Source organism: Tritonibacter mobilis (assembly GCF_001681715.1).
Classification (GTDB): Bacteria; Pseudomonadota; Alphaproteobacteria; order Rhodobacterales; family Rhodobacteraceae; genus Epibacterium; species Epibacterium mobile.
The window spans coordinates 56,101-76,787 of sequence record NZ_LNWY01000006.1; the positions used below are offsets into that span (position 1 = coordinate 56,101).

Below are 20,687 nucleotides of genomic sequence, written 5' to 3' on the forward strand. Positions count from 1 at the left end.
GCTGAGGTGTGATTGTGGTCAAACTGAGGATCTGCGCTGTGGATTATATGGCGCAGCGCTAGTCCATCACCGGATGAGAACGCTCTTTGCTCAGCGGCATATCGAGTGCTTGCCGACCTTCGAACAAAGCTTTGCGTGGCTCAAAATCCCGAGGGTAGAGCTGACGCTCCGCGTACCCCAGAATTGCCCCCGCACACATCCAAGTAATTGGGACCAGCGTGTCGTTTAGCAACATGTCGATCATTGTTGCGCCCAATATGAGCGATATACAAGAAACATAAGGAGAAATTTCCCCCTCTGGCATCCTGCGCAGTGCCAAGTATAGCAACGCAAGCGTGCCTGCCAACAGCCCCATCTCAGCAAGGTAGCCAACCCATCCAAAACTGCCGAAGGTGATAATCCACCGCCCATCAGGGATGGACAGGATACGACCATCTTGTGGATCCCGGATCAGGTTTCTACCCCAAGCCCCCCAGCCGAAAACTGGTTTTTCGGCGGCGCGTTCTAACAATACCTCCTCATTATCAAATCGGTAGCCCAGCGATTGTGCCCGCTCCGGACTGAAATCCTCTACTTGTGTCAGAATCGCGTCGAGCGGAATGACATGCGCGTTTCGTAGCATCGGGTAGACGCAGCCGATCAACGCAATAACCAAGGCCAATTTAACCTGCAAACGGTAGGAGGCCAGCGCGACGATTGGTGTAAAAGCCAACCCATAAGAGAGCGACGCCATGCTTTTGCATAGGACCAGCATGCCGAAGAGATAAAACGCCGCGAGGCACAAGCGGATGCGGTTGTTCTCTTTTGCGACGCGGGCCAGAGATACTGCGGCGATCATGGCGCTGAACATAAAGAGCGCAAGCCATAGCGCATGCGGCAGGAACACAATGGGCCGATAGCCCCCTTGGCGGATCATCTGGGCGAAGTCGTGTTGGAAAAAGCCGTAGATCCAGACGTTCATCTGCGGGCTGAGACGGATTTCGATGAGCGAAGGGATGGAGTAAAACAGACCCGCAATACAGAACGCCAGCAGCAAATCCCGATGAGCGTCAGGCGTGGAAAGATGCCGGCGTGCGATGACGAATGGTATTAAAACAATAACTTGCCCGATCACCACTGAGCCCATATCGCGCCAACGCAAACCGGGAAGTTCGGAGTGATAGAAGATGATCGGTGCGGCGTTTGGGACGGTCTCGAACAAAACACGGTCTGTATTTGTAAGGACCGTCGGGATCGCGCTGAGGACGAAGATGATCATCAAAATGCGCAGGATCAACGGACGTGGCAGGATCGGAACAGGAACCTTCGCCACAAAGAGACATCCGACCAAGGCCATGATGGAACTGATCGAGAATTTGTCGAGATCGGGCACCAGTGGCAGATCGAATGCGGCCACCGGAGGCAGGATCAGATACCCTCCGATGAGGCAGAGCAAGATCGCACGCCGCAAGGGCAGCCGCTGAAAGAATACCAGCGCCGCCACCGGCCACACCAGCAACATCAAGTTCGCAATCGCGTTAGGCACCAGAGCTCGCCTCACTTCGACCCAAATTCACTACTACGGTATACGCAAGAACTGGCACAAGCCCTTAGGGCAGGGGTAATAAAATCAGGCACTTTAGTGATCTGGATCGAGAGCAAGATGAAATTCGCATTTGAAAATCAAGAAATTGAAGTGAACGTGCCGGATGCCGACCAACTGAAGAAGCTCATCAAGGATCGGTTTGATCGCAAGGAAGGTTTTGGCTTGGCGACAGTCAATCTGGACCATCTTGTCAAACTTGCGGGTGATCAGCAGTTTCTGAAGGCCTACCAGCGTCAGGATTTTATCGTCGCCGATGGGCGCCCCATCGTGTGGCTGTCTCGTTTGGCGGATCGCCCGGTCGAACTCGTGCCGGGATCTGACCTGGTGATCCCATTGTGCAAACTTGCGGCAAACGCGGGGGTCAAAGTCGCTCTTGTGGGATCAACCGACCCAATCTTGCAGCAGGTGCAATCCGCGCTGATGCACAAGGTGCCCGGTCTCAATGTGGCTTATGTGCGGGCACCGAGTTATGGGTTTGACCCGCATGGCGAAGAGGCTCGCGACATCCTGAAGGAACTTGCCACGCAAGAGATCAGCCTGTGTTTTCTGGCGCTGGGCGCGCCAAAACAAGAGCAGTTTTCTGAACTTGGCCGCAGCCTTGCACCTCAGACCGGGTTTGCATCCATCGGCGCAGGTTTGGATTTTATTGTCGGGGCACAGCGGCGCGCGCCACGATGGATGCGCAAATTGGCGCTGGAGTGGCTGTGGCGCATGCTGTCCAATCCGATGCGACTCTTTCCCAGATATATGCAGTGCTTTGCTATCCTGCCGGGACAGATTGCGCAGGCCTTGCGTTTACGCGCGGCTTCAAAACCCTGAGAGGTTTGGCACAGATTATTTATACTCAATCAAAGTGCGCTGATTGCCGCGCAGCCGATTGATGTGGAACTCTAACACTCCCAAGGCTTCCGCGAATTTTCCAACAATGGAATAAAACGCTGCCGTGCCCCCCATACGCCGGGACAGGCGCAAGAACTGGAGCAGGTACAAAAGAGCGATTGACCCGGCAAACATTGGCGCTGCCAATAGGGCTGCGGCGGTCATCAGGGGCAATACAGCCCCCCAAAGGAGCGCGCGTCTTGTTTCCTTGACCCAATGGCGTTCTGGTGGAGCGCCATGCAAGAAAGCGCCTTCGGCAAATGCGTGACCCGCGCGTCTGGTGCGTTTCCACCACTGTGAAAAATGCAACATCTGCGCGTCATGCAGGGTCATTTCCAGATCAAGACGCCAGATCTTCCATCCGGCTTGGCGCAAGCGCACGCAGAGTTCTGGCTCTTCACCTGCGATAAGCGTTTCGCGATAGCCGCCTGCATCCTGTAGCGGCCCGCGCCGCATCAAGGCATCACCTCCACAGGCGCGTGCCTCGCCGATTGGGGTGTCCCACTCCCGATCGCAGAGCCTGTTGTAGACACTTTCCTCCGGTGCGCGCTCGCGTCTGCGCCCGCAAACGATCGCAACATCGGGGTGTTGCGCGAGGAAAGCTGCCGCCTGCGGCAACCATTCGGCAGCCAGCACGCAATCCCCATCGACGAATTGCACCAGCCTGCCTTCGGTGGTCTCTCCGAGATGTGCAAGCCCTGCGTTGCGTGCCCGCGCTGCTGTGAAGGGACGCGACATGTCCAACTCCACAACCTCAGCACCGCGCGCCTGCGCGGCGGCGACCGAACCATCAGTCGATCCGCTATCAACATAAATGATCCTGTGAACCTGCCCCTTGAGACTGTCGAGACAAGCCAGAAGACGCGCGCCCTCATTGCGCCCGATGACAATGGCATCAATGGGTAAGGGGGCAGTCATCTTTGCGGGAGTTGTGGTCATGCGCCAGACAATGCGTTGAAAATACCGCCCAATCCTATGCAAGCACCAGCAAAGCGCAAGATGCGCAATGGGTTGGCGGTGCAGGATTGGGGTCAGCCCCCTTTAATAATCCCGTTTGAAGAACACCCCAAGCCCGGTTTCACCTTCGCTATCGGCCTTGCCTGTCACGGTGAGTGACTTGGTGAGGTCAAGGTTGATCGACAACTCGCTGTTGCCCTCTGCGGTCACATTCACATCGGTATAGATGTTATCTGCAAGATACCCACCCAGACCAAGCTGGCCAACGCCGAGGTTGTCGACGCCGATATCGACGTTGTCTGCCCCGGTGCTGTTGCGCAGCGCCTTATTCGCGCCGCCACCTCGGCCACTCAATGTGAGCGCTGAACTGGCCAGACGGGCCAGCGCCAGAGGTGAGATGTCCTGAATGTTGTCACCAAACAGCAGCAGGGCCAGCGCTTCTTCGCTGGGGCGCGGCGGCTCTGATGTGACCTCGATCTGCGGGCTGTCAACCTGACCGGAGATCGAGAGCGTTGCGGTGCCTTGTTCCGTATTGGCGCTGGATACAAATTCCAGATAGGGCTTCAGATCACCCAACAAGGTGATGCGACCCTCATCAAGGTTCAATCGGCGTCCAAGAATATCGAAAGTACCCCGGATCAGGCCGATTTGCCCCGAAGGTGCCAGATTAGAGGTGGTCCCGCGCAGGGTGATCGCACCGCCCAATTCCGCGTTGAGGCCACGGCCTCGGGCAAAAATCTTGTTTGGTGCGTTGATCAACACGTCGAGGGCAATATTGCTGTTGCCTCCTGAACCACCTGACCCTGTCTCAATCAGGCCAGCGCGGGATCTGGTGGCGATTTGCGCGCGGGACTGGCCCTTATGGCGAATGGGCGGGATGGGGGCGGCCGAAACAGCACCACCAGCGGTGTTGAGGTTAAAGCTCGTCTCGCCCACATCAATACGGCCCGTGAGGCTACTGTTTCCCGCAAGTGGCCCCGACAGGCGCAACTGTCCCCCAAGCGAGGTGTCATAGGAGAGGTTATCGGTCAAAACCACGTCGGATAGTGAAATGCGCAAGTCACCCGAGTAGGGCGCGCTAAGAGATACGGGACCATTGACCTGCACGCGACCGCCATCGCGAGGGCGGGCGGAGAGAGCAAGCGAGGCGGAGCCGTTGTTCAGCGCGATGCGGGTAGAAATGCCATCAATGGCCTGTGCGGCCTGTGGCAGAACCAGTTGTGTATCGGATGTGGTCACTGTGCCGCTGAGTGAATTGAGCTGTGCCGGGCCGCGCAGGGCCAGATCAAATCGGGCAAGCCCTTTGATAAGATTGGGTTTCAAAAAGGCGTTGGCGCCCTCCAGACGCAGAGAACCTTTGGCGGTGATATCCGCAATGGACTGGGTCTCATCCCATGTGCCGGCAACGCGAGAGTCGATCCCAAGCGGACCGTCAGCGGTGCTCTCGATCGTCCACACCCCGTCGGCGCGGCTGGCATCCCCCTTGGCAGTGAGGACCCCGTCGAGCCCAGGTACAATTTGTTGCAGTTGTCGTACCACAGCGTCGTAATTCACGCGAGCAGAGCCGTCAGCCTCATCGAACTGGCCGTCCACTTTGGCAGAGGCACCCGCTGGGCCGGTGATTTCACCACCGCCCTTCCATTCTCCTGAGCGCCGGGTCGCAGAGATATCGGCTGAGGCTTGACCGGGTAGGGTGGGCGCATAGGCGCGCACATCCGCCACCTCAGCTTTTAGGTCGAGATCAACATCGCCAGAGCTTTCCGTAAAAGCACCATCAAACCGCGCGGTGGTTTCACCGGGGGCGGTCACATCGCCTTCTGCTTGCCATTGCCCATCGCGTCGGGTTGCGGTCAGTTTTGCTGTCGCTTCGCCTTTGATTGAAGGGACAAATTGTTCGACCCGTGCGATCAAAGTCGAAAGATCAAGATCAACGGCACCGTCTGTTTCGCTAAAGCCGCCTTTGATGCGTGCGCGTGCGCCGCCGGTTGCGCTCACATAGGCTTGGCCCGTCCATTGTGCCTCACGTCGGCTTGCGGTGCCTTCGGCAATCAGTGGCGCGTCGGCCAGTTGTGGCGCAAAGGCCTCTGGCGCGCCGACAAAAGCCTCAAAGCCAAAGTCAGCCGCCCCGGCGAGGGTAAAGCTGCCGTCCAGATCCATTGAGGTTTTACGCGGCCCGCGCAATTCCACGGTGCCATCAAGACGGTCTCCGGTGCGGTCGAAATTCGCGGCCAGTGTCAGTGGACCGGGAAGTTCCGCCACAAAACGCTCGAGTTTGGCGAGCTTGGCATCCAGGCGCAGCGCGCCTTCGCCACTGTCCAGCGTCCCTTGCCCGTTGGCAGTTACTTCGGCGGTTTTTAAATCGAACTGGTCAATGCGCAGCCCTGCTGTATCACGTGCGGCGACCAACTTTAGCGTGCTATCGCCCACCAAAAGTGGGTCCACATCCGCGATGCCAGTGCCAAGATCCTGCCCGAGCAGTGACAGATCCACACCAAATGCCCCACTGAGCGGTTGGTAATGCCCTGTGACATCTGCGGTGGCAGCACCCGACAGATCCAGCCCGGCAATGTCGGAAAAGCGGGTCAGGTTTTCCGCCTCAAGCGCCAGTTCGGTTGCGATACGTACGTCGCCCTCGACGCCGTTAAATCTCAGTTCTCCCCGTGCGGCATATGTATCGCCTTGCAGGTCGAGGTCACGGATCAGGAAATCCGCACCATCTTCGGTGGTCAGACGCGCACTCAGCGTCAGATCGCTGCCTGTTGCTGCCGCAAGGGCTGGATCTGCAAGAACAAATCCATTGAGACGGGCATCAAGGGCACCATCCAGCGCGAAACCTGCGCTTTGATCCAATTCGCCCGCGGCGCTGATGACAGCGCGTTTGATGCTCATGTTCGGGGTGCGCAGGCTGTCGAGTTCTGCGTTGATGGTCCAGTTTTCGCCTTCGGGCTTTTTCAAATCCATGGTGACGGCAGCAACGGTGGTGTCTGCGCCCGAAACCGGCAGGATCACAGCGGCTTGACCCTGCGGTGGCGTGATGGCGGCCTTGAGGTTGGCGGTCTGCAAGTTGCCACCCTCAAGCAACAGCGCCCCGGTCATTTGCAATGCACGGGTGCGCAGGACGAGATTGTCCAGTTCAACGCCACCGGAAGCCAAGGTGCGCCCTTTCACGTTGGCGCGCAGGCCGGGGCCAAAGAACGGGCGATAATCCGGTGGCAGGAGCGGGTCGATATTGCCGCCCAGATCAGCGGCGAATGCCAGTCCTGCCTCTGCGCCACCCGCCACATCCGCAAATCCCGCGAGACTGACGGTGCCGGTGATCCGGTCGTTACCATTGGTGGCAAAACCGATGTCTGCGGTGAAATCGGCCAGTGGCCCTTCGCCCTTTACCGCGAGGCTCAGATCCGGACGGCCGGGAAGGTCCATGACGGTCGACAACAGCCCGCCAGCTGCCTCGTTCAAGGCGAGATCCAGTGCCAGTTGCTCTGTCGAGTTTGCGAATGAGGCCTTCAGCGTCAATGCATCACCACGCCGGTCCAGCCGCGCGACGCGCAGGCTGGTATCCAATGCACCATCAGCGAGAGTCAGCGCGCCATTAACGGATAGGGCCGCTTCTTGCCCGGCAAGTTCCTCGCCCAGCAGGATTTCATTGGCTGAGATTTCGCCAATTTCCAGCGCTACGGGTAATTCAGGCAGTGAAAAGGGCGTGGCTTCTGGTGTGGGCAGGTCCGGGTCAGCAGGCAGCGATTTGGGGCTGCGCTCGACGATGATACGATCCGCCTTGAGGTGGTTCACAGAGAAACGTCCGCGCACCAATGCCAGACGATTCCAATCCAGTTCGGCCCCTTCCACTGTCAGCCAGACGCCGTCCTCGTCGGACACTGTCAGTTTGGCGATCTTGGCTTGTGAGGAAAATGCGCCCTCCAGCCCCTGCACGCTAATGGCGCGGCTATCGCCGGAAAGCGTGTCCTCCAAGAACGATACCAGAAGGCCACCGGACTCGGAGGCGTCCTGCGCCATCAGGGACACCGGTGTCAGCGCGGTGCTGGCGGTCAGGCCGCCGATGACAATGAGGCTGCGGAACTTATGTTTCAAAACGCCTGTCCTATGCCAATGTAAAACTGCAAGCCGTCGTCAGTGTCGCCAGAAACGGGCATCGCAAGATCCAGTCGGATGGGGCCAATCCCGGTTACATCGTAGCGCAGGCCGATCCCGGCACCCGCATGATATTCGCTGTCGCCACTGATAAAGCTGTTCTGGTCTACAAACCCTACATCATAAAAGCCCACCAGCGAGATGCTGTCGGTGATACGCCCGCGCACCTCGCCGGAAAGGGCGAGGTAGGACCGCCCGCCAGCGGTGCCACCGGGCGTGTCGATGCCAAGCGACTGATATTCTTGCCCCCGCACGGACCCGGCCCCGCCCGAAAAATAGAGGAAGGTTGGTGATACATCACTGGGGTCAGGACCAACAATGGATCCCAGTTGCACCCGCCCCGCGAGCACCACGCGATCAGAACTGCCAAGCGCCTTATAACCACGCGCGTCGATATTGATCTGCACACCCGGATCGCCACCGGAAATCCCGACAAAGGGGACGATTTCCCCGTCCAGATAATACCCGGAAGTTGGGTTGGTCTTGATGTCGCGCTTGTCTTTTTCGCCCCGCAGACGCGCAGCGAGGTATTTAAACTCGCGGTTATTGCCATAGGCGTCATCTGCTTTCACGTAGCGCAACCCCAGAGCGCCCTCGACGAAGGTTGTATCGGAGACCGTGCGCCGCACCCCGATGGCTGCGGTTGCGCTGCGGGCCGAATAATGCTCCTCACGCAGTTGTTCGAGTGCGCCGACATAAAACAGGGTTCGGTCTGTCCCAAGAGCGGCGGGGCGGTCAAGGCGAGCAGTGATGCTGCTGTCGATGTCGCTGGTGCCAATACCGCTGACCGACAGATCGATTTTCAAACGTTCCGCAGCCCCAAACAGGTTGCGGTGCATCCAACTGGTGCTCAGTTCCATCGCCTCGGACGAAGAAATCTCCACCCCAAAGGTGAAACGACGTTTGGGCAGATCTTCTACTTCGGCGATGAAATCGAGCGATCCATCTGGGTTCGGGGTTTCGGCCTGTCGTAGCGCAACGGTTGAAAATGCGCCGGTACGACGCAGGCGATTGGCCGCCTTGGCAACGAGGTCAGGGTGATACGTGTGCCCGGTTGCAAAACCTGCAATGCGCTGCATGGCCTCACGTCGCACGTCAGACTCGCCTTTTATCCTGAGCTTGCCCAAGCGCAGTTGCGGTCCCGGTGCGATCCGGAGTTCTGCGTCCAGCCGATGTTTGACGGCATCTGCAGTGATCGACTGGCTGGCCAGTTCAGCCTTGGCGTGGCCCGCACGATCCCATGCGCTCAGGCCTGCGGTCGCGGCTTCCTGAATAGCGCCGGTGCTGGCCGGTTGTCCGGGTGCAAAATTTTCAGGCAAGGTGGCCGTAGCGCCCGTCGGCAAAGGAGCAACCTCCGCGCGGCCAAACACAAATGCAGGCCCCGGATCGACGGTGATGGCGATATCTTTGATGGCCTTGGGCGGGTTGAGCAAGTTGATTGCTGCGGCCTCGCGACCATCAATTCGGATGTTCACCACCGGTGCAAAATACCCGGCATCATAGAGCACCTGCACCAACGTGCGATAATCAGACAGAGAGGCGGCGATGACTTCTTGAATTTCTGAGTTGCTGCCAAGTCCCAGTGCTGCGCTGGACGCACGCAACCGGTCGGTGAGGTCCTCAGTTGCTTTGGGGGCGGTGAGATTTGCCTCAAGCGCAATCAACGGGGCCGTATGCAATGCTGCGCTAAAGCCGATTGCCAGTGAAAGAGGACGCAGGGCGCGACACAGGGTCAATGCGGTCCGGCGCGAATGGCGAAAGCTGATCATGAAGTCTCCGGCAGCGGGCAATCGTATGAACTGTTGGGCCGCGGTTGGCTAAAACCGGCGCACGGCATATGCGTTTGACGCTACACGCTTGACCTGCGCCGTAAAACCTCCGCCCGCAGAATGGTTCTACGTGAGGTTGCGATGTGGGCCTGTGGTGGCGGAAATTTGCCGATCACGCGCCTGAGTGCATGGCGCGCGCCACATCTAGCATACGGGCCGAAAACCCCCACTCGTTGTCGTACCAGCCAAAAGTCCGCAATTGTTGACCACCGACCATGCGGGCCTCTGGTGCGGCGATGATCAGCGACTCTGGACGCGCGCGCAGATCGGAGGAGACCAGAGGTTGTTCGGTCCAGCCGAGAATGGGGGAATGCGCGGCGGCGTCTTTGAGCGCAGCCAGCAAGCGTGCCTCTTCCCAGTCGCTTTGGAGGGAGGCCACCAGATCCACCGCAGAGACACTGGCGGTGGGAACCCGCACAGCCGCGCCCGAAATGCGCCCGGCCAGATGGGGTAGGACAACATCGATCAGATGCGTGGCAGAGGTTGTGGTGGGCACCATGGACTGCGCGCCACCACGCGATCTGGCGAAATCACCGCGCGGGGTGTCCACCATAGGTTGGGAGTTGGTATAGCAATGGATCGTCGTCATGTGACCGGTTTCAATCCCCGCGACCTCATCGACCAGTTGCACAAGACCGGCCACCGCATTGGTGGTGCAGGACGCATTTGACACGATCTGCGCACCGGCGAGCGCATCATCATTCACACCATAGACCACAGTGACCTCCGCCGCAGGGGAAGGCCCGGAAATCAGGACTTTGCTCGCTCCGGCCGTTAGGCCACGTTCTGCCAGATCCGTGGTGCGCGCGATGCCAGTACATTCCATCAGGAGATCAACGCCAGAGAGGTCCAGATTGGTCACATTGGCTTGCTGATGGAGCGGGATACGCCTCCCATCAATACAGAGCGCACCGTCGTCCAGCGAGACTTCGCCGGGGTAGGGGCCAAATGTACTGTCGTATTGAAACAGATAGGCGCACATCTCAGGATCGGTGATGTCGTTGATGCAAGCCACCTCAATCCCGGAGCCACGTGGGCTGGTCAGGATCTGACGTAAGATCGTGCGGCCAATACGGCCGAATCCGTTGATCACTATCTTCATGCACAAAGCTATGGCAGCGCTTTTTGCGTCCGGCAATCCACCCGCACAATAATGCGTATCGCTTGATACAATTGCCTTGGTGGCAAAATAGGTAACCATTTGCGACAGGATGGGGACCGATTCCGTCTTGCGTCAGATGCGGCCCGCTGGTAGCGTCCGCCGCAGTACATGGGAGAACCGATCCAAGGCGTCACAGGCCGAGGAATTCGGTGCCGAAGGAGCAACCGCCCCGGAAACTCTCAGGCCAAAAGGACCGTGTGCGCGTAACTACTCTGGAGAGGGCCCGGCCAGACCGGGACGCCGAAGGGATAACGATCTCAGGCGAAGGGACAGAGGGGGCATCAAAGCGCGCAGGCGGAGCCTGTGCAAAACCTTGGATGCCGGATGCCAAACGACGCGTTGACATGTTGTGATTTGACCGCACCGGCCGCAGACGCGGAAGGCAGGCCGAAATGTCGGATCTGAAGACCACCCCCCTTACTGAATTGCACGAAAGCCTCGGGGCCAAGATGGTGCCCTTTGCAGGCTATTCCATGCCCGTGCAATATCCGCTGGGGATCATGAAGGAACACACCCATACGCGCGAAAAGGCCGGGCTTTTTGATGTCAGCCACATGGGGCAGGTGATCCTGCGCGGTGAGAGCTACGAGGCCGTCGCAAACGCCTTTGAAAAACTGGTGCCGATGGATGTGCTGGGGCTTTCTGAGGGGCGTCAGCGCTATGGTCTGTTTACGAATGATGCTGGCGGCATCGAGGATGATCTGATGTTTGCCAACCGTGGCGACCATCTGTTTGTCGTCGTGAACGCCGCCTGCAAAGACGCCGACATCGCCCGTATGAAAGCCGCACTGGAACCTGAAATCAGCGTCGAGCCAGTCACCGACCGTGCGCTTGTGGCCCTGCAAGGCCCCGCTGCCGAGGCGGCACTGGAGGCGTTGGTGCCCGGTGTTGCGGCGATGAAATTCATGGATGTGGCGACACTTGACTATGCGGGGGCCGAGCTGTGGATTTCGCGGTCCGGCTACACCGGCGAAGACGGGTATGAAATCTCCGTACCCGAGGCAGTGGCGGCGCAGTTTGCCAGTGCGCTGCTGGAGCAGCCCGACGTTGAGGCGATCGGCCTTGGTGCGCGGGACTCGCTGCGGCTTGAGGGTGGTCTTTGCCTTTATGGCCACGACATCGACACCGAAACGCGCCCGTTTGAGGCCGCACTGGGCTGGGCCATCCAGAAGGTACGTCGCCCGGATGGCGACCGCGCGGGCGGCTTTCCCGGTGCGGATGCGGTCTTTGCCGATCTCGGCGGGAATGCTCCGCGCAAGCGTGTGGGACTGAAGCCCGAAGGTCGCGCGCCGATGCGCGAAGGCGTTGTGCTTTATGCCGCTGCCGAAGGGGGCGCGCCGATCGGTACCATAACCTCTGGTGGCTTTGGTCCAACCGTGGGCGGCCCTGTCGCTATGGGCTATGTAACGGCAGAGCACGCAGCCCTTGAGACCCAGATATTCGGTGAGCTGCGCGGCAAGCGCGTGCCGGTCACCGTCGCAAAACTGCCCTTTGTGGCAGCCAACTTTAAACGCTGAACACCCGTCCCCGAAAAGAACGGCCAACACAGGAAGAGAACCCATGAAATATACCGAAGAACACGAATGGCTGCAGGTCGAAGGCGAGATCGTGACCGTTGGCATCACCGCGCACGCGGCAGAGCAACTGGGCGATGTGGTCTTTGTTGAACTGCCCGAAGTCGGCAGCGAAGTCTCCAAAGACGATGAGATCGTGGTGATCGAATCCGTCAAAGCGGCCTCCGACATTCTTGCGCCTCTGGACGGTGAAGTTGTCGAAGTGAACGAGGCCATCGTGGACGCGCCCTCCAAGGTCAATGACGACCCTGAAGGCGAGGCGTGGTTCTTCAAGCTCAAGGTCTCCGACATGTCTCCGATGGACGACTACATGGACGAAGCCGGCTACAAAGACTTCATCGGCTGATGTTTCCGGGCCCGCCGCCATCCGGCGCGGGCCCGTCTTTTACCTGCGAGGGCATCACCGGGCGCGCCCGACCCGTTGTTGCATGCCTTTGATCCCGAGATCTGACAGACCCTGAAGGAGGCAAAAGATGCCTTTCGAACCGACAGATTACCTTCCCTATGATTTTGCCAATCGGCGTCACATCGGCCCCTCGCCCGAGGAAATGGCCGAGATGCTCAAGGTGGTTGGTGCCGACAGCCTTGATGCGCTGATCGACGAGACCGTGCCGAAATCCATCCGTTTGAAAACGGCGCTGGACTTTGGTCGCCCGATGTCCGAGCGCGAGTTGCTGTTTCACATGCGTGAGGTCGCAGGCAAGAACAAGATGATGACCTCGCTGATCGGTCAGGGCTATCACGGCACCGTGACCCCGCCCGCGATCCAGCGCAACATTTTGGAAAATCCCGCGTGGTACACGGCCTATACGCCCTACCAGCCCGAGATCTCGCAGGGTCGCCTTGAGGCGCTGTTGAACTTCCAGACGATGATTTCGGATCTCACCGGTCTGGAGATCGCCAACGCATCGCTGCTGGACGAGGCAACCGCCTGCGCCGAAGCGATGACCATGGCGGAGCGCGTGTCCAAGTCGAAGGCAAAGGCCTTCTTTGTGGACCGCGACTGCCACCCGCAGAACATCGCGGTGGTAAAAACCCGCGCCGAACCGCTGGGGATCGAGGTGATCGTTGGCAACCCCGACAAGATGGACCCCGAAGCGGTCTTTGGTGCGCTGTTCCAGTATCCGGGCACCTATGGCCATGTGCGTGACTTCACCGATCACATCGCCAAGCTGCATGAGCACAAGGGCATCGCCGTTGTTTCGGCCGACCCGATGTCGCTGACTCTGTTGAAAGAGCCGGGCGCGATGGGGGCGGATATCGCAGTTGGCTCCACCCAGCGTTTTGGCGTGCCGGTGGGCGCAGGTGGACCGCACGCAGCCTATATGGCGACCAAGGACGCCTATAAACGCAACATGCCGGGCCGCATCGTCGGCGTGTCTGTCGACGCACATGGCAACAAAGCCTATCGCTTGTCGCTGCAGACGCGCGAACAGCATATTCGCCGCGAAAAGGCGACCTCCAACGTCTGCACCGCGCAGGCGCTGCTGGCGGTAATGGCGTCGATGTATGCAGTTTTCCATGGCCCCAAAGGTCTGCAGGCAATCGCGCAGCGCATTCATCGCAAGGCCGTGCGTCTGGCCAAAGGTCTTGAGGAAGCAGGCTTCAAAGTTGACCCGCAGGCGTTCTTTGACACCATCACCGTGGATGTCGGCCCGCTGCAGGCGGCGGTGATGAAATCCGCCGTTGATGAGGGCATCAACCTGCGTCGCGTGGGTGAAACCCGTGTGGGGATCTCTGTCGATGAGACCACGCGCCCCGAGACCATCGAGGCGGTCTGGCGTGCCTTTGGCATCGTGCGCGCAGATGACAATTTCAGCCCCGAGTACCGGGTGCCTGAGAACATGCACCGCAAGACGGAATATCTGACGCATCCTATCTTCCACATGAACCGGGCCGAGACCGAGATGATGCGCTACATGCGTCGCCTCGCGGACCGCGATCTGGCGCTGGACCGGGCGATGATCCCTCTTGGCTCCTGCACCATGAAGCTGAACGCGGCGGCGGAAATGATGCCGCTGAGCTGGCCGGAGTTTTCGACCATCCACCCCTTCGCACCTGCGGATCAGCAGGAAGGCTATGGCGAACTGGTCACCGATCTGTCCTCGAAGCTCTGCGATATCACCGGCTATGATGCGATCTCCATGCAGCCGAACTCCGGCGCGCAGGGGGAATATGCGGGACTGCTGACCATCGCTGCCTATCATAAGGCGCGCGGTGAGGGGCATCGCAACATCTGTCTGATCCCGATGAGCGCCCATGGTACCAACCCGGCGTCGGCGCAGATGGTGGGCTGGAAAGTGGTTCCGGTAAAGTCCGACGAAAAGGGCGATATCGACCTTGAGGACTTCCGCGCCAAAGCAGAAAAACATGCCGAGCACCTTGCGGGCTGCATGATCACCTATCCCTCGACCCATGGTGTGTTTGAGGAAACAGTGCATGAGGTTTGCAAGATCACCCATGAATCGGGCGGTCAGGTTTATATTGATGGTGCCAATATGAACGCCATGGTGGGCCTCAGCCGCCCGGGCGATCTGGGCGGTGACGTCAGCCACCTGAACCTGCACAAGACCTTTGCCATCCCGCACGGCGGCGGCGGCCCCGGCATGGGACCGATCGGGGTGAAATCGCACCTGATCGAGCATCTGCCGGGCCATCCGGAAACCGGCGGCGTTGAGGGGCCGGTGTCGGCGGCACCTCTGGGGTCGGCCTCGATCCTGACCATCTCCTGGGCCTATTGCCTGATGATGGGCGGCGCGGGCCTGACGCAGGCGACCAAGGTGGCGATCCTGTCGGCGAACTACCTCGCGAAGCGACTCGAAGGGGCCTATGACGTCCTCTATAAGGGGCCGACCGGCCGGGTTGCGCATGAGTGCATTCTGGATACCCGTCCCTTTGCCGACAGTGCGGATGTGACCGTTGACGATGTGGCCAAGCGCCTGATGGACAGCGGTTTCCATGCGCCGACCATGAGCTGGCCGGTTGCGGGCACGTTGATGGTGGAGCCGACGGAATCGGAAACCAAAGCTGAGCTGGACCGTTTCATTGAGGCGATGCTGTCAATACGCGACGAGATCAAGGCCGTCGAAGCAGGCGAGATGCCGCGCGAAAACAACGCGCTGAAGAACGCCCCGCACACGATGGAAGATCTGGTGAAAGACTGGGATCGCCCCTATTCGCGCGAACAGGGCTGCTTCCCTCCGGGGGCCTTCCGCGTCGACAAATATTGGCCGCCGGTCAACCGCGTCGACAATGTCTACGGCGACCGCCATCTGGTGTGCACCTGCCCACCGATGGACGACTACGCCGAAGCGGCAGAGTAACACCCTCACCACATAGCGGTCTGTGATCGCTCCCGCAAAGCCCTCCCCTCCGGGAGGGCTTTGTTCGTCTGCAGCCACGCCATGCGTCCATCCTATGGGAGAGGTAAGTACGACCTTCGCAGCGGTGAGCTATCCTCCTGCGCGCGCCGGAGACGACGCTATTTCAGTGACCGAATTGAAAATTTTCTTAAAATGGAGAGAACATAATTTGTGCGACCGAAAGAAAATCCATGAACCCTGTCACCGCCGACCTTGGGGTCTACCGCATGTTGCGGGGCCATACGCAGGGTGTCGTTCCGTCGCATAAATCCCTGCGGGAGCAGAATGCCCCGCAGGAAGCAGGGGACGCTTTGACGACTGGCAAGTCAAGGGGGATGGCATTCGCCATACAGCGCGAGCAAGCGTTGAACCAGCAGGAATTCGTCCTACACGACCCTGATTTAAAACAGAAATCTGTTACAGTCATCGAACATGAAGATATAACGTCGAGCTGCGCAGGCAGCATTGCGCAATCCCGGTATTTACAAGGTCTCATATCGGGTAGCGTTGAAGGGCCGATCCCGATGAGTGCCTTGATCGCGCGCCAGAACTATGAACGCGCAAAAAAGATACTGGCTCCGTAGCGATAGGCGATCTCCTGTGTCTGGATGAAATACCTAAAAGCCTATTGACCGCGCCCGAAGCCACGTTTTCTCAAGTATAATTCCTTTGACCCCCAAATTGGGAAGTCTCGACCCGACACGCAGGTGGAAAGGAACTGAGATGATTACAGCAATGCGCCCCTATTCTGGTGTGCCCTCGAGCAATATCACGCCGGTTGTCTTTACCGTGACAGATACGGTGGCTCTGTCGTCGAATGGTAGCGGCGCCACGGGTGCTGAGTTTGCCAACAGTCGCTTGGGCAATTTCCTGAGTGATGACCCAGCGCCAAAAGATCGTGATCTGGATTCACTGTTCAGCAGCGATAGCCTTGCAGCCTACGACAGCGCATCTGCCGTGCCTTCGTCTGAGAATGCGATCCGAGCAGAAGGGCCCTTGCCACCGCTGCCAGACGCACTCGACCCGATCAGCCTGCCTCCGCTGGAGAATTTGCTGAATAGTCAGATGCGGCAGCAAGCTGCGGATGCGCAGGATAATGTCTTTCGTGGCATTTCCTCAGGCAGTTTTGCACAGGAAATGTATACCAATACTCAAGATGTCTTATCCCGGATTGCCGCCTGAACGAACTGTTGGTGACGCACCAAATGAAAACGCCCGGAGAAACATCTCCGGGCGTTTGTTCTTTTAGCGTGTGTTGCCTATCAGCTCGCTAGCGCGCTGTTGCAGCGGCCACAGGTGCCCGGATGGGCGTGCGTGCCCACATCTGGCAGGATCTTCCAGCATCGCTGGCACTTCTCGCCTTCGGCTTTTTCAAAGACAACCGAGACCCCTTCGATTTCCGGCAGACGATAGGCTTCTGCCGGACTTGGGTCATTGGTCAACTGCACGCCAGAGGTGATGCAGACATCGGCAAAGTTCACCGACTCCAGCGCCGCCAAGACATCCGCCTCGCGCACATGCACCACGGGCGCAGCCTCTAGCGACGCACCGATCACCTTATCTGTACGCTGAACCTCAAGGGCAGCTGTCACAACGCGACGCGCCTGACGCACCTTGGCCCATTTGGCGGCCAGAGGTTCGTTAATCCAGTCGCGCGGCGTGTCCGGCATATCCACCAGATGAACCGAGCTGTCCTCGCCGGGGAAGCGCTCCAGCCAGACCTCTTCCATGGTAAAGACGAGGATCGGCGCGAGCCACGTGGTGAGACGGTGGAACAGGATATCCAGCACCGTGCGTGCGGCGCGGGCGTTCAACGTGTCGCCATCGCAATAGAGCGCATCCTTGCGGATATCGAAGTAGAAGGCCGACAGATCGACGGTGGCAAAGTTAAAGATCGCTTGCCACACACCGTTGAAATCAAACGCTTTATAGCCCGCTTTCACGGTGTGATCGAGTTCGGCCAGGCGGTGCAGTACCCATTGCTCCAGCTCGGGCATATCTGCAGGCTCTACCCGCTGATCCTCGCTGAAATCACTGAGGCTACCGAGCATGTAGCGCATGGTGTTGCGCAGGCGGCGGTAGCTGTCGGCAGTGCCTTTGAGGATCTCCGCACCGATCCGCTGGTCGGCGGTGTAGTCGGTCTGGGCCACCCATAGACGCAGGATGTCGGCGCCGTATTGCTTGACGATTTCCTCGGGCACGATGGTGTTGCCGAGGCTCTTGGACATTTTCATGCCCTTCTCATCCAGCGTGAAGCCATGCGTCACCACGTTGCGATAGGGCGCGCGGCCCTTGGTGGCAGAGGCCTGCAGCAACGAGGAATGGAACCAGCCGCGGTGCTGGTCGGTGCCTTCCATATAAACGTCGGCAATCCCGTCCTTGGTGCCATCTTCGCGGTCGCGCAGCACAAAGGCATGGGTGGAGCCGGAATCGAACCACACGTCGAGCACGTCGAACACCTGCTCATAGTCATCCGGGTTCACGATCCCGTCGAGCACCTTGGCTTTGAAACCGTCCTCATACCAGACATCCGCGCCGCTTTCTTCAAAGGCAGCAGTGATGCGGGCGTTTACCTCCGCATTGCGCAGAAGATAGTCCGCATCCGTAGGCAGTGCGCCCTTTTTGGTGAAGCATGTGAGCGGAACGCCCCACGCGCGTTGGCGTGACAGCACCCAGTCCGGGCGGTTCTCAATCATCGAATAGAGACGGTTGCGGCCGGTCTGCGGGGTCCATTTCACCAGTTCGTCGATGGAACGCAACGCGCGCTCGCGGATTGTGTCGCCATAGTCGCCCATGCCGTCATCCAGCTTGCGGTCCACACCCGCAAACCACTGCGGGGTGTTGCGATAGATGATCGGTGCCTTGGAGCGCCAAGAGTGCGGATAGCTGTGCTTGATCTTGCCGCGCGCCATCAGCCCGCCAACTTCGACCAGCTTGTCGATGATCGCCTTGTTCGCGTCGCCTTCGCCACCCTTGCGGTTGAGGATGTATTTGCCGCCAAAGAACGGCAGGTCGGCACGGAAGCCGCCATCGTCCATCACGTTATAAGTGATGACCTGCTCCAGCATCCCAAGATCACGGTAGAGTTCAAACTCCTCCATCCCGTGGCTGGGCGCGCAGTGCACAAAGCCGGTGCCTTCGGTGTCGGTCACAAAATCAGCAGCGCGGAAGTCGCGGATATCATCCCATTCACCGTTGGCACCTTCGGCCCCGGCGAGCGGGTGGGCGAGGCTGACCTGCTTCAATTCTTCTGTAGTTACGTCACGCAAGCGGGTCCATTGGTCATCCTCCAAACGCGCGCGCTTGAAAACATCAGCCGCCAGATTATCCGCCAGCACATACTTGTCGCCGACATTGACCCAGCATTCCTCCGGCGTGCCGCTCACCTTATAGAGGCCATAGGCAATATCATCGCCGTATACTACTGCCTTGTTTGATGGCATGGTCCAGGGGGTGGTGGTCCAGATTACGACGTAAGCATCTTCGAGGGAAGGTCCACGCGTATCCTGTTCGTTTAACGGAGTTTTCCCGGGGCCAACAGCGCCCAGCCTGCTTGGCGCATCAACCACCTTGAACTTCACCCAGATGGTGAAGCTTTCCTTGTCGTGATACTCGACCTCGGCCTCGGCCAGCGCGGTTTTTTCAACCGGCGACCACATCACGGGCTTGGAGCCCTGATAGAGCGTGCCGTTCATCAGGAATTTCATGAACTCCTCGGCGATCACCGCCTCGGCATGATAATCCATGGTGATGTAGGGATTTGGCCAGTTGCCGGTGATGCCCAGACGCTTGAACTCCTCGCGCTGGATGTCGATCCAGCCCTCGGCGAACTTGCGGCACTCCTGACGGAATTCGATGACCGGCACCGCATCCTTGTTCTTGCCCTTCTTGCGGTACTGCTCTTCGATTTTCCATTCGATCGGCAGACCGTGGCAATCCCAGCCCGGCACATAGCGGCTGTCAAAACCCATCATCTGATGCGAGCGGACGATCATGTCCTTGATGGTCTTGTTCAGCGCATGGCCAATGTGCAGATGGCCGTTTGCATAGGGGGGGCCGTCGTGCAGGACGAAAGGCTGGCGGCCTTCCTTTTCGCGCAGACGATCATAGACGCCGATCTCCTCCCAGCGTTCCAGCCATGCGGGCTCGCGCTTGGGCAGGCCTGCGCGCATGGGGAAATCGGTTTTGGGAAGGTTCAGCGTGTCTTTGTATTCGGGCGTGGCTTCGGTTTTTTCGGCGCACATATCGGTGGCGTCCTTTTGCATCAACGGGTCGGTTTGGGGATATTCGGTTCGGTGCGATCACTCAAGCACCTTTGCCCGGCGTCTCGTCTACTCAGAGCGCCGGGTTTATAATTCGAATAATGATGGCCACACGTCGTGTTGCAGTCGGTGTCATGAGGGCGCTTATAGGGGCTTGCGGCGCAAGGGTAAAGTGCGTCTGCGGATCCAGCAGGGTGCGACGCTATGCGCCCCTTTTTGCAGGGCGTTTTTATTATTACCTTGAGGGCGCTATCAGAGCGGAGCGGAGAGACTATGCAGGACGCGCATCCATTGGCTCGTTTCGACATTACGACGGATGATATCCGGCGTGTCGTGCGCGTCTTTTACAGCGAGGTACGGCGTCATCCTGTCATCGGGCCAGTGTTCGCGGCGCATGTCTCCGATTGGCCGGAACATGAGGCAAAAATCGCCAATTTCTGGCGCAATGCTATCCTGCGCGAACGGGTCTACGATGGGTTCCCGATGCGAGAGCATCTGGCCCGTCCAGATGTGAAGCCAGAGCATTTCCCCATTTGGCTCGGTTTGTTTCACAACGTGCTCAATCGTGAACTCAGCGCTGAGCAGGCCGTGCAGTGGGGGCATCTGGCAGATCGTATAGGCGAAGGGTTTCGCACCGGCATTGAATCGATGCGTCAGCCAAAGGGGGAGCCACCGCGGTTGATCTGAATGTCTCGGATAGCGCGGAGGCGCATTCCATAAAGAAACCGCCGGAGGGGACCCTCAGGCGGTTTGAAATAGCGAGCGGGCTGGCGAGGAAACGCGGGCTGGCTTGCTGTACTGATTTGAGCATGACTGGCGTGCTTGCGGGTGGGCTGGATATCTACCGGGCTGGCTGGCGAATGCTGGCGGGCGAGGGAGATGTCTGGCGAACTGGCTGGCTTGGCTGGCGTTTGCTCAAATCACT

The 20,687-nt window shown here is 59.0% G+C and carries 13 protein-coding genes and 1 riboswitch; of the genes, 7 read left to right on the forward strand and 6 right to left on the reverse strand.

Features of this window, described 5'->3' with window-relative positions; translation table 11 throughout:
* Window positions 1–58: 58 nt before the first annotated feature.
* Window positions 59–1,525, reverse strand: coding sequence for a hypothetical protein (locus UB90_RS07195; protein ID WP_065324271.1), 1,467 nt, complete (start codon window positions 1,523–1,525; stop codon window positions 59–61).
* A gap of 117 nt (window positions 1,526–1,642) precedes the next feature.
* Here UB90_RS07195 and UB90_RS07200 point away from each other — a divergent pair, with 117 nt between their 5' ends.
* On the forward strand, window positions 1,643–2,404 hold the full coding sequence (locus tag UB90_RS07200; protein ID WP_065324493.1) for a WecB/TagA/CpsF family glycosyltransferase: 762 nt from the start codon (window positions 1,643–1,645) through the stop codon (window positions 2,402–2,404).
* Window positions 2,405–2,419: 15 nt separating this feature from the next.
* Here UB90_RS07200 and UB90_RS07205 read toward each other — a convergent pair whose 3' ends face one another.
* The 4 genes from UB90_RS07205 to UB90_RS07220 all read right to left on the reverse strand — a co-directional run bounded on the left by UB90_RS07205 (window position 2,420) and on the right by UB90_RS07220 (window position 10,504).
* Window positions 2,420–3,403 (reverse strand): glycosyltransferase, encoded by a 984-nt coding sequence (locus UB90_RS07205; RefSeq protein ID WP_065324272.1) that lies wholly within the window; start codon window positions 3,401–3,403, stop codon window positions 2,420–2,422.
* A 102-nt stretch (window positions 3,404–3,505) separates the two neighbouring features.
* The gene (locus UB90_RS07210; protein ID WP_065324273.1) at window positions 3,506–7,513 is read right to left on the reverse strand and encodes a translocation/assembly module TamB domain-containing protein; all 4,008 of its coding nucleotides are present in this window, start codon (window positions 7,511–7,513) and stop codon (window positions 3,506–3,508) included.
* On the reverse strand, window positions 7,510–9,342 hold the full coding sequence (locus UB90_RS07215) for an autotransporter assembly complex protein TamA (protein ID WP_065324274.1): 1,833 nt from the start codon (window positions 9,340–9,342) through the stop codon (window positions 7,510–7,512). Before UB90_RS07215 ends, UB90_RS07210 begins: the two co-directional genes overlap by 4 nt.
* A 172-nt stretch (window positions 9,343–9,514) precedes the next feature.
* The gene (locus tag UB90_RS07220; RefSeq protein WP_204161346.1) at window positions 9,515–10,504 is read right to left on the reverse strand and encodes a type I glyceraldehyde-3-phosphate dehydrogenase; all 990 of its coding nucleotides are present in this window, start codon (window positions 10,502–10,504) and stop codon (window positions 9,515–9,517) included.
* A gap of 159 nt (window positions 10,505–10,663) precedes the next feature.
* A riboswitch (glycine riboswitch) is annotated at window positions 10,664–10,770 on the forward strand.
* 186 nt (window positions 10,771–10,956) lie between these two features.
* Here UB90_RS07220 and gcvT point away from each other — a divergent pair.
* The 5 genes from gcvT to UB90_RS07245 all read left to right on the forward strand — a co-directional run bounded on the left by gcvT (window position 10,957) and on the right by UB90_RS07245 (window position 16,682).
* Window positions 10,957–12,081 carry a glycine cleavage system aminomethyltransferase GcvT gene (gene gcvT / locus UB90_RS07225; RefSeq protein WP_065324275.1) on the forward strand — a complete coding sequence of 375 codons (1,125 nt, stop codon included), beginning with the start codon at window positions 10,957–10,959 and terminating at the stop codon, window positions 12,079–12,081.
* 43 nt (window positions 12,082–12,124) lie between these two features.
* Window positions 12,125–12,484 (forward strand): glycine cleavage system protein GcvH, encoded by a 360-nt coding sequence (gene gcvH, locus UB90_RS07230; protein WP_005609533.1) that lies wholly within the window; start codon window positions 12,125–12,127, stop codon window positions 12,482–12,484.
* Between the two features lie 127 nt (window positions 12,485–12,611).
* Window positions 12,612–15,461: an aminomethyl-transferring glycine dehydrogenase gene (gene gcvP / locus UB90_RS07235; protein ID WP_065324276.1), complete on the forward strand. Its 2,850-nt coding sequence runs from the start codon at window positions 12,612–12,614 to the stop codon at window positions 15,459–15,461.
* Window positions 15,462–15,691: 230 nt separating this feature from the next.
* Window positions 15,692–16,084 carry a hypothetical protein gene (locus UB90_RS07240; protein WP_065324277.1) on the forward strand — a complete coding sequence of 131 codons (393 nt, stop codon included), beginning with the start codon at window positions 15,692–15,694 and terminating at the stop codon, window positions 16,082–16,084.
* 139 nt (window positions 16,085–16,223) lie between these two features.
* A complete protein-coding gene (locus UB90_RS07245; RefSeq protein ID WP_009177519.1) occupies window positions 16,224–16,682 on the forward strand; it encodes a hypothetical protein in 459 nt (152 codons plus the stop codon).
* Between the two features lie 80 nt (window positions 16,683–16,762).
* Here UB90_RS07245 and ileS read toward each other — a convergent pair whose 3' ends face one another.
* Window positions 16,763–19,744, reverse strand: a complete 2,982-nt coding sequence (ileS, locus tag UB90_RS07250) for an isoleucine--tRNA ligase (RefSeq protein ID WP_065324495.1) — start codon at window positions 19,742–19,744, stop codon at window positions 16,763–16,765.
* A 291-nt stretch (window positions 19,745–20,035) separates the two neighbouring features.
* On the opposite strand from ileS, the gene UB90_RS07255 reads away from it, so the two are divergent.
* Window positions 20,036–20,449 carry a group III truncated hemoglobin gene (locus UB90_RS07255; protein WP_065324278.1) on the forward strand — a complete coding sequence of 138 codons (414 nt, stop codon included), beginning with the start codon at window positions 20,036–20,038 and terminating at the stop codon, window positions 20,447–20,449.
* The last annotated feature ends 238 nt before the right edge of the window (window positions 20,450–20,687 follow it).

Excerpts from the sequence above, each read along its gene's own strand:
- UB90_RS07200 (WP_065324493.1), top strand. The coding sequence starts at position 1,643 with ATGAAATTCGCATTTGAAAATCAAGAAATTGAAGTGAACGTGCCGGAT.
- UB90_RS07205 (WP_065324272.1), bottom strand. The coding sequence starts at position 3,403 with ATGACCACAACTCCCGCAAAGATGACTGCCCCCTTACCCATTGATGCC.
- UB90_RS07215 (WP_065324274.1), bottom strand. The coding sequence starts at position 9,342 with ATGATCAGCTTTCGCCATTCGCGCCGGACCGCATTGACCCTGTGTCGC.
- UB90_RS07220 (WP_204161346.1), bottom strand. The coding sequence starts at position 10,504 with ATGAAGATAGTGATCAACGGATTCGGCCGTATTGGCCGCACGATCTTA.
- gcvT (WP_065324275.1), top strand. The coding sequence starts at position 10,957 with ATGTCGGATCTGAAGACCACCCCCCTTACTGAATTGCACGAAAGCCTC.
- gcvH (WP_005609533.1), top strand. The coding sequence starts at position 12,125 with ATGAAATATACCGAAGAACACGAATGGCTGCAGGTCGAAGGCGAGATC.
- gcvP (WP_065324276.1), top strand. The coding sequence starts at position 12,612 with ATGCCTTTCGAACCGACAGATTACCTTCCCTATGATTTTGCCAATCGG.
- UB90_RS07240 (WP_065324277.1), top strand. The coding sequence starts at position 15,692 with ATGAACCCTGTCACCGCCGACCTTGGGGTCTACCGCATGTTGCGGGGC.
- UB90_RS07245 (WP_009177519.1), top strand. The coding sequence starts at position 16,224 with ATGATTACAGCAATGCGCCCCTATTCTGGTGTGCCCTCGAGCAATATC.
- ileS (WP_065324495.1), bottom strand. The coding sequence starts at position 19,744 with ATGTGCGCCGAAAAAACCGAAGCCACGCCCGAATACAAAGACACGCTG.
- UB90_RS07255 (WP_065324278.1), top strand. The coding sequence starts at position 20,036 with ATGCAGGACGCGCATCCATTGGCTCGTTTCGACATTACGACGGATGAT.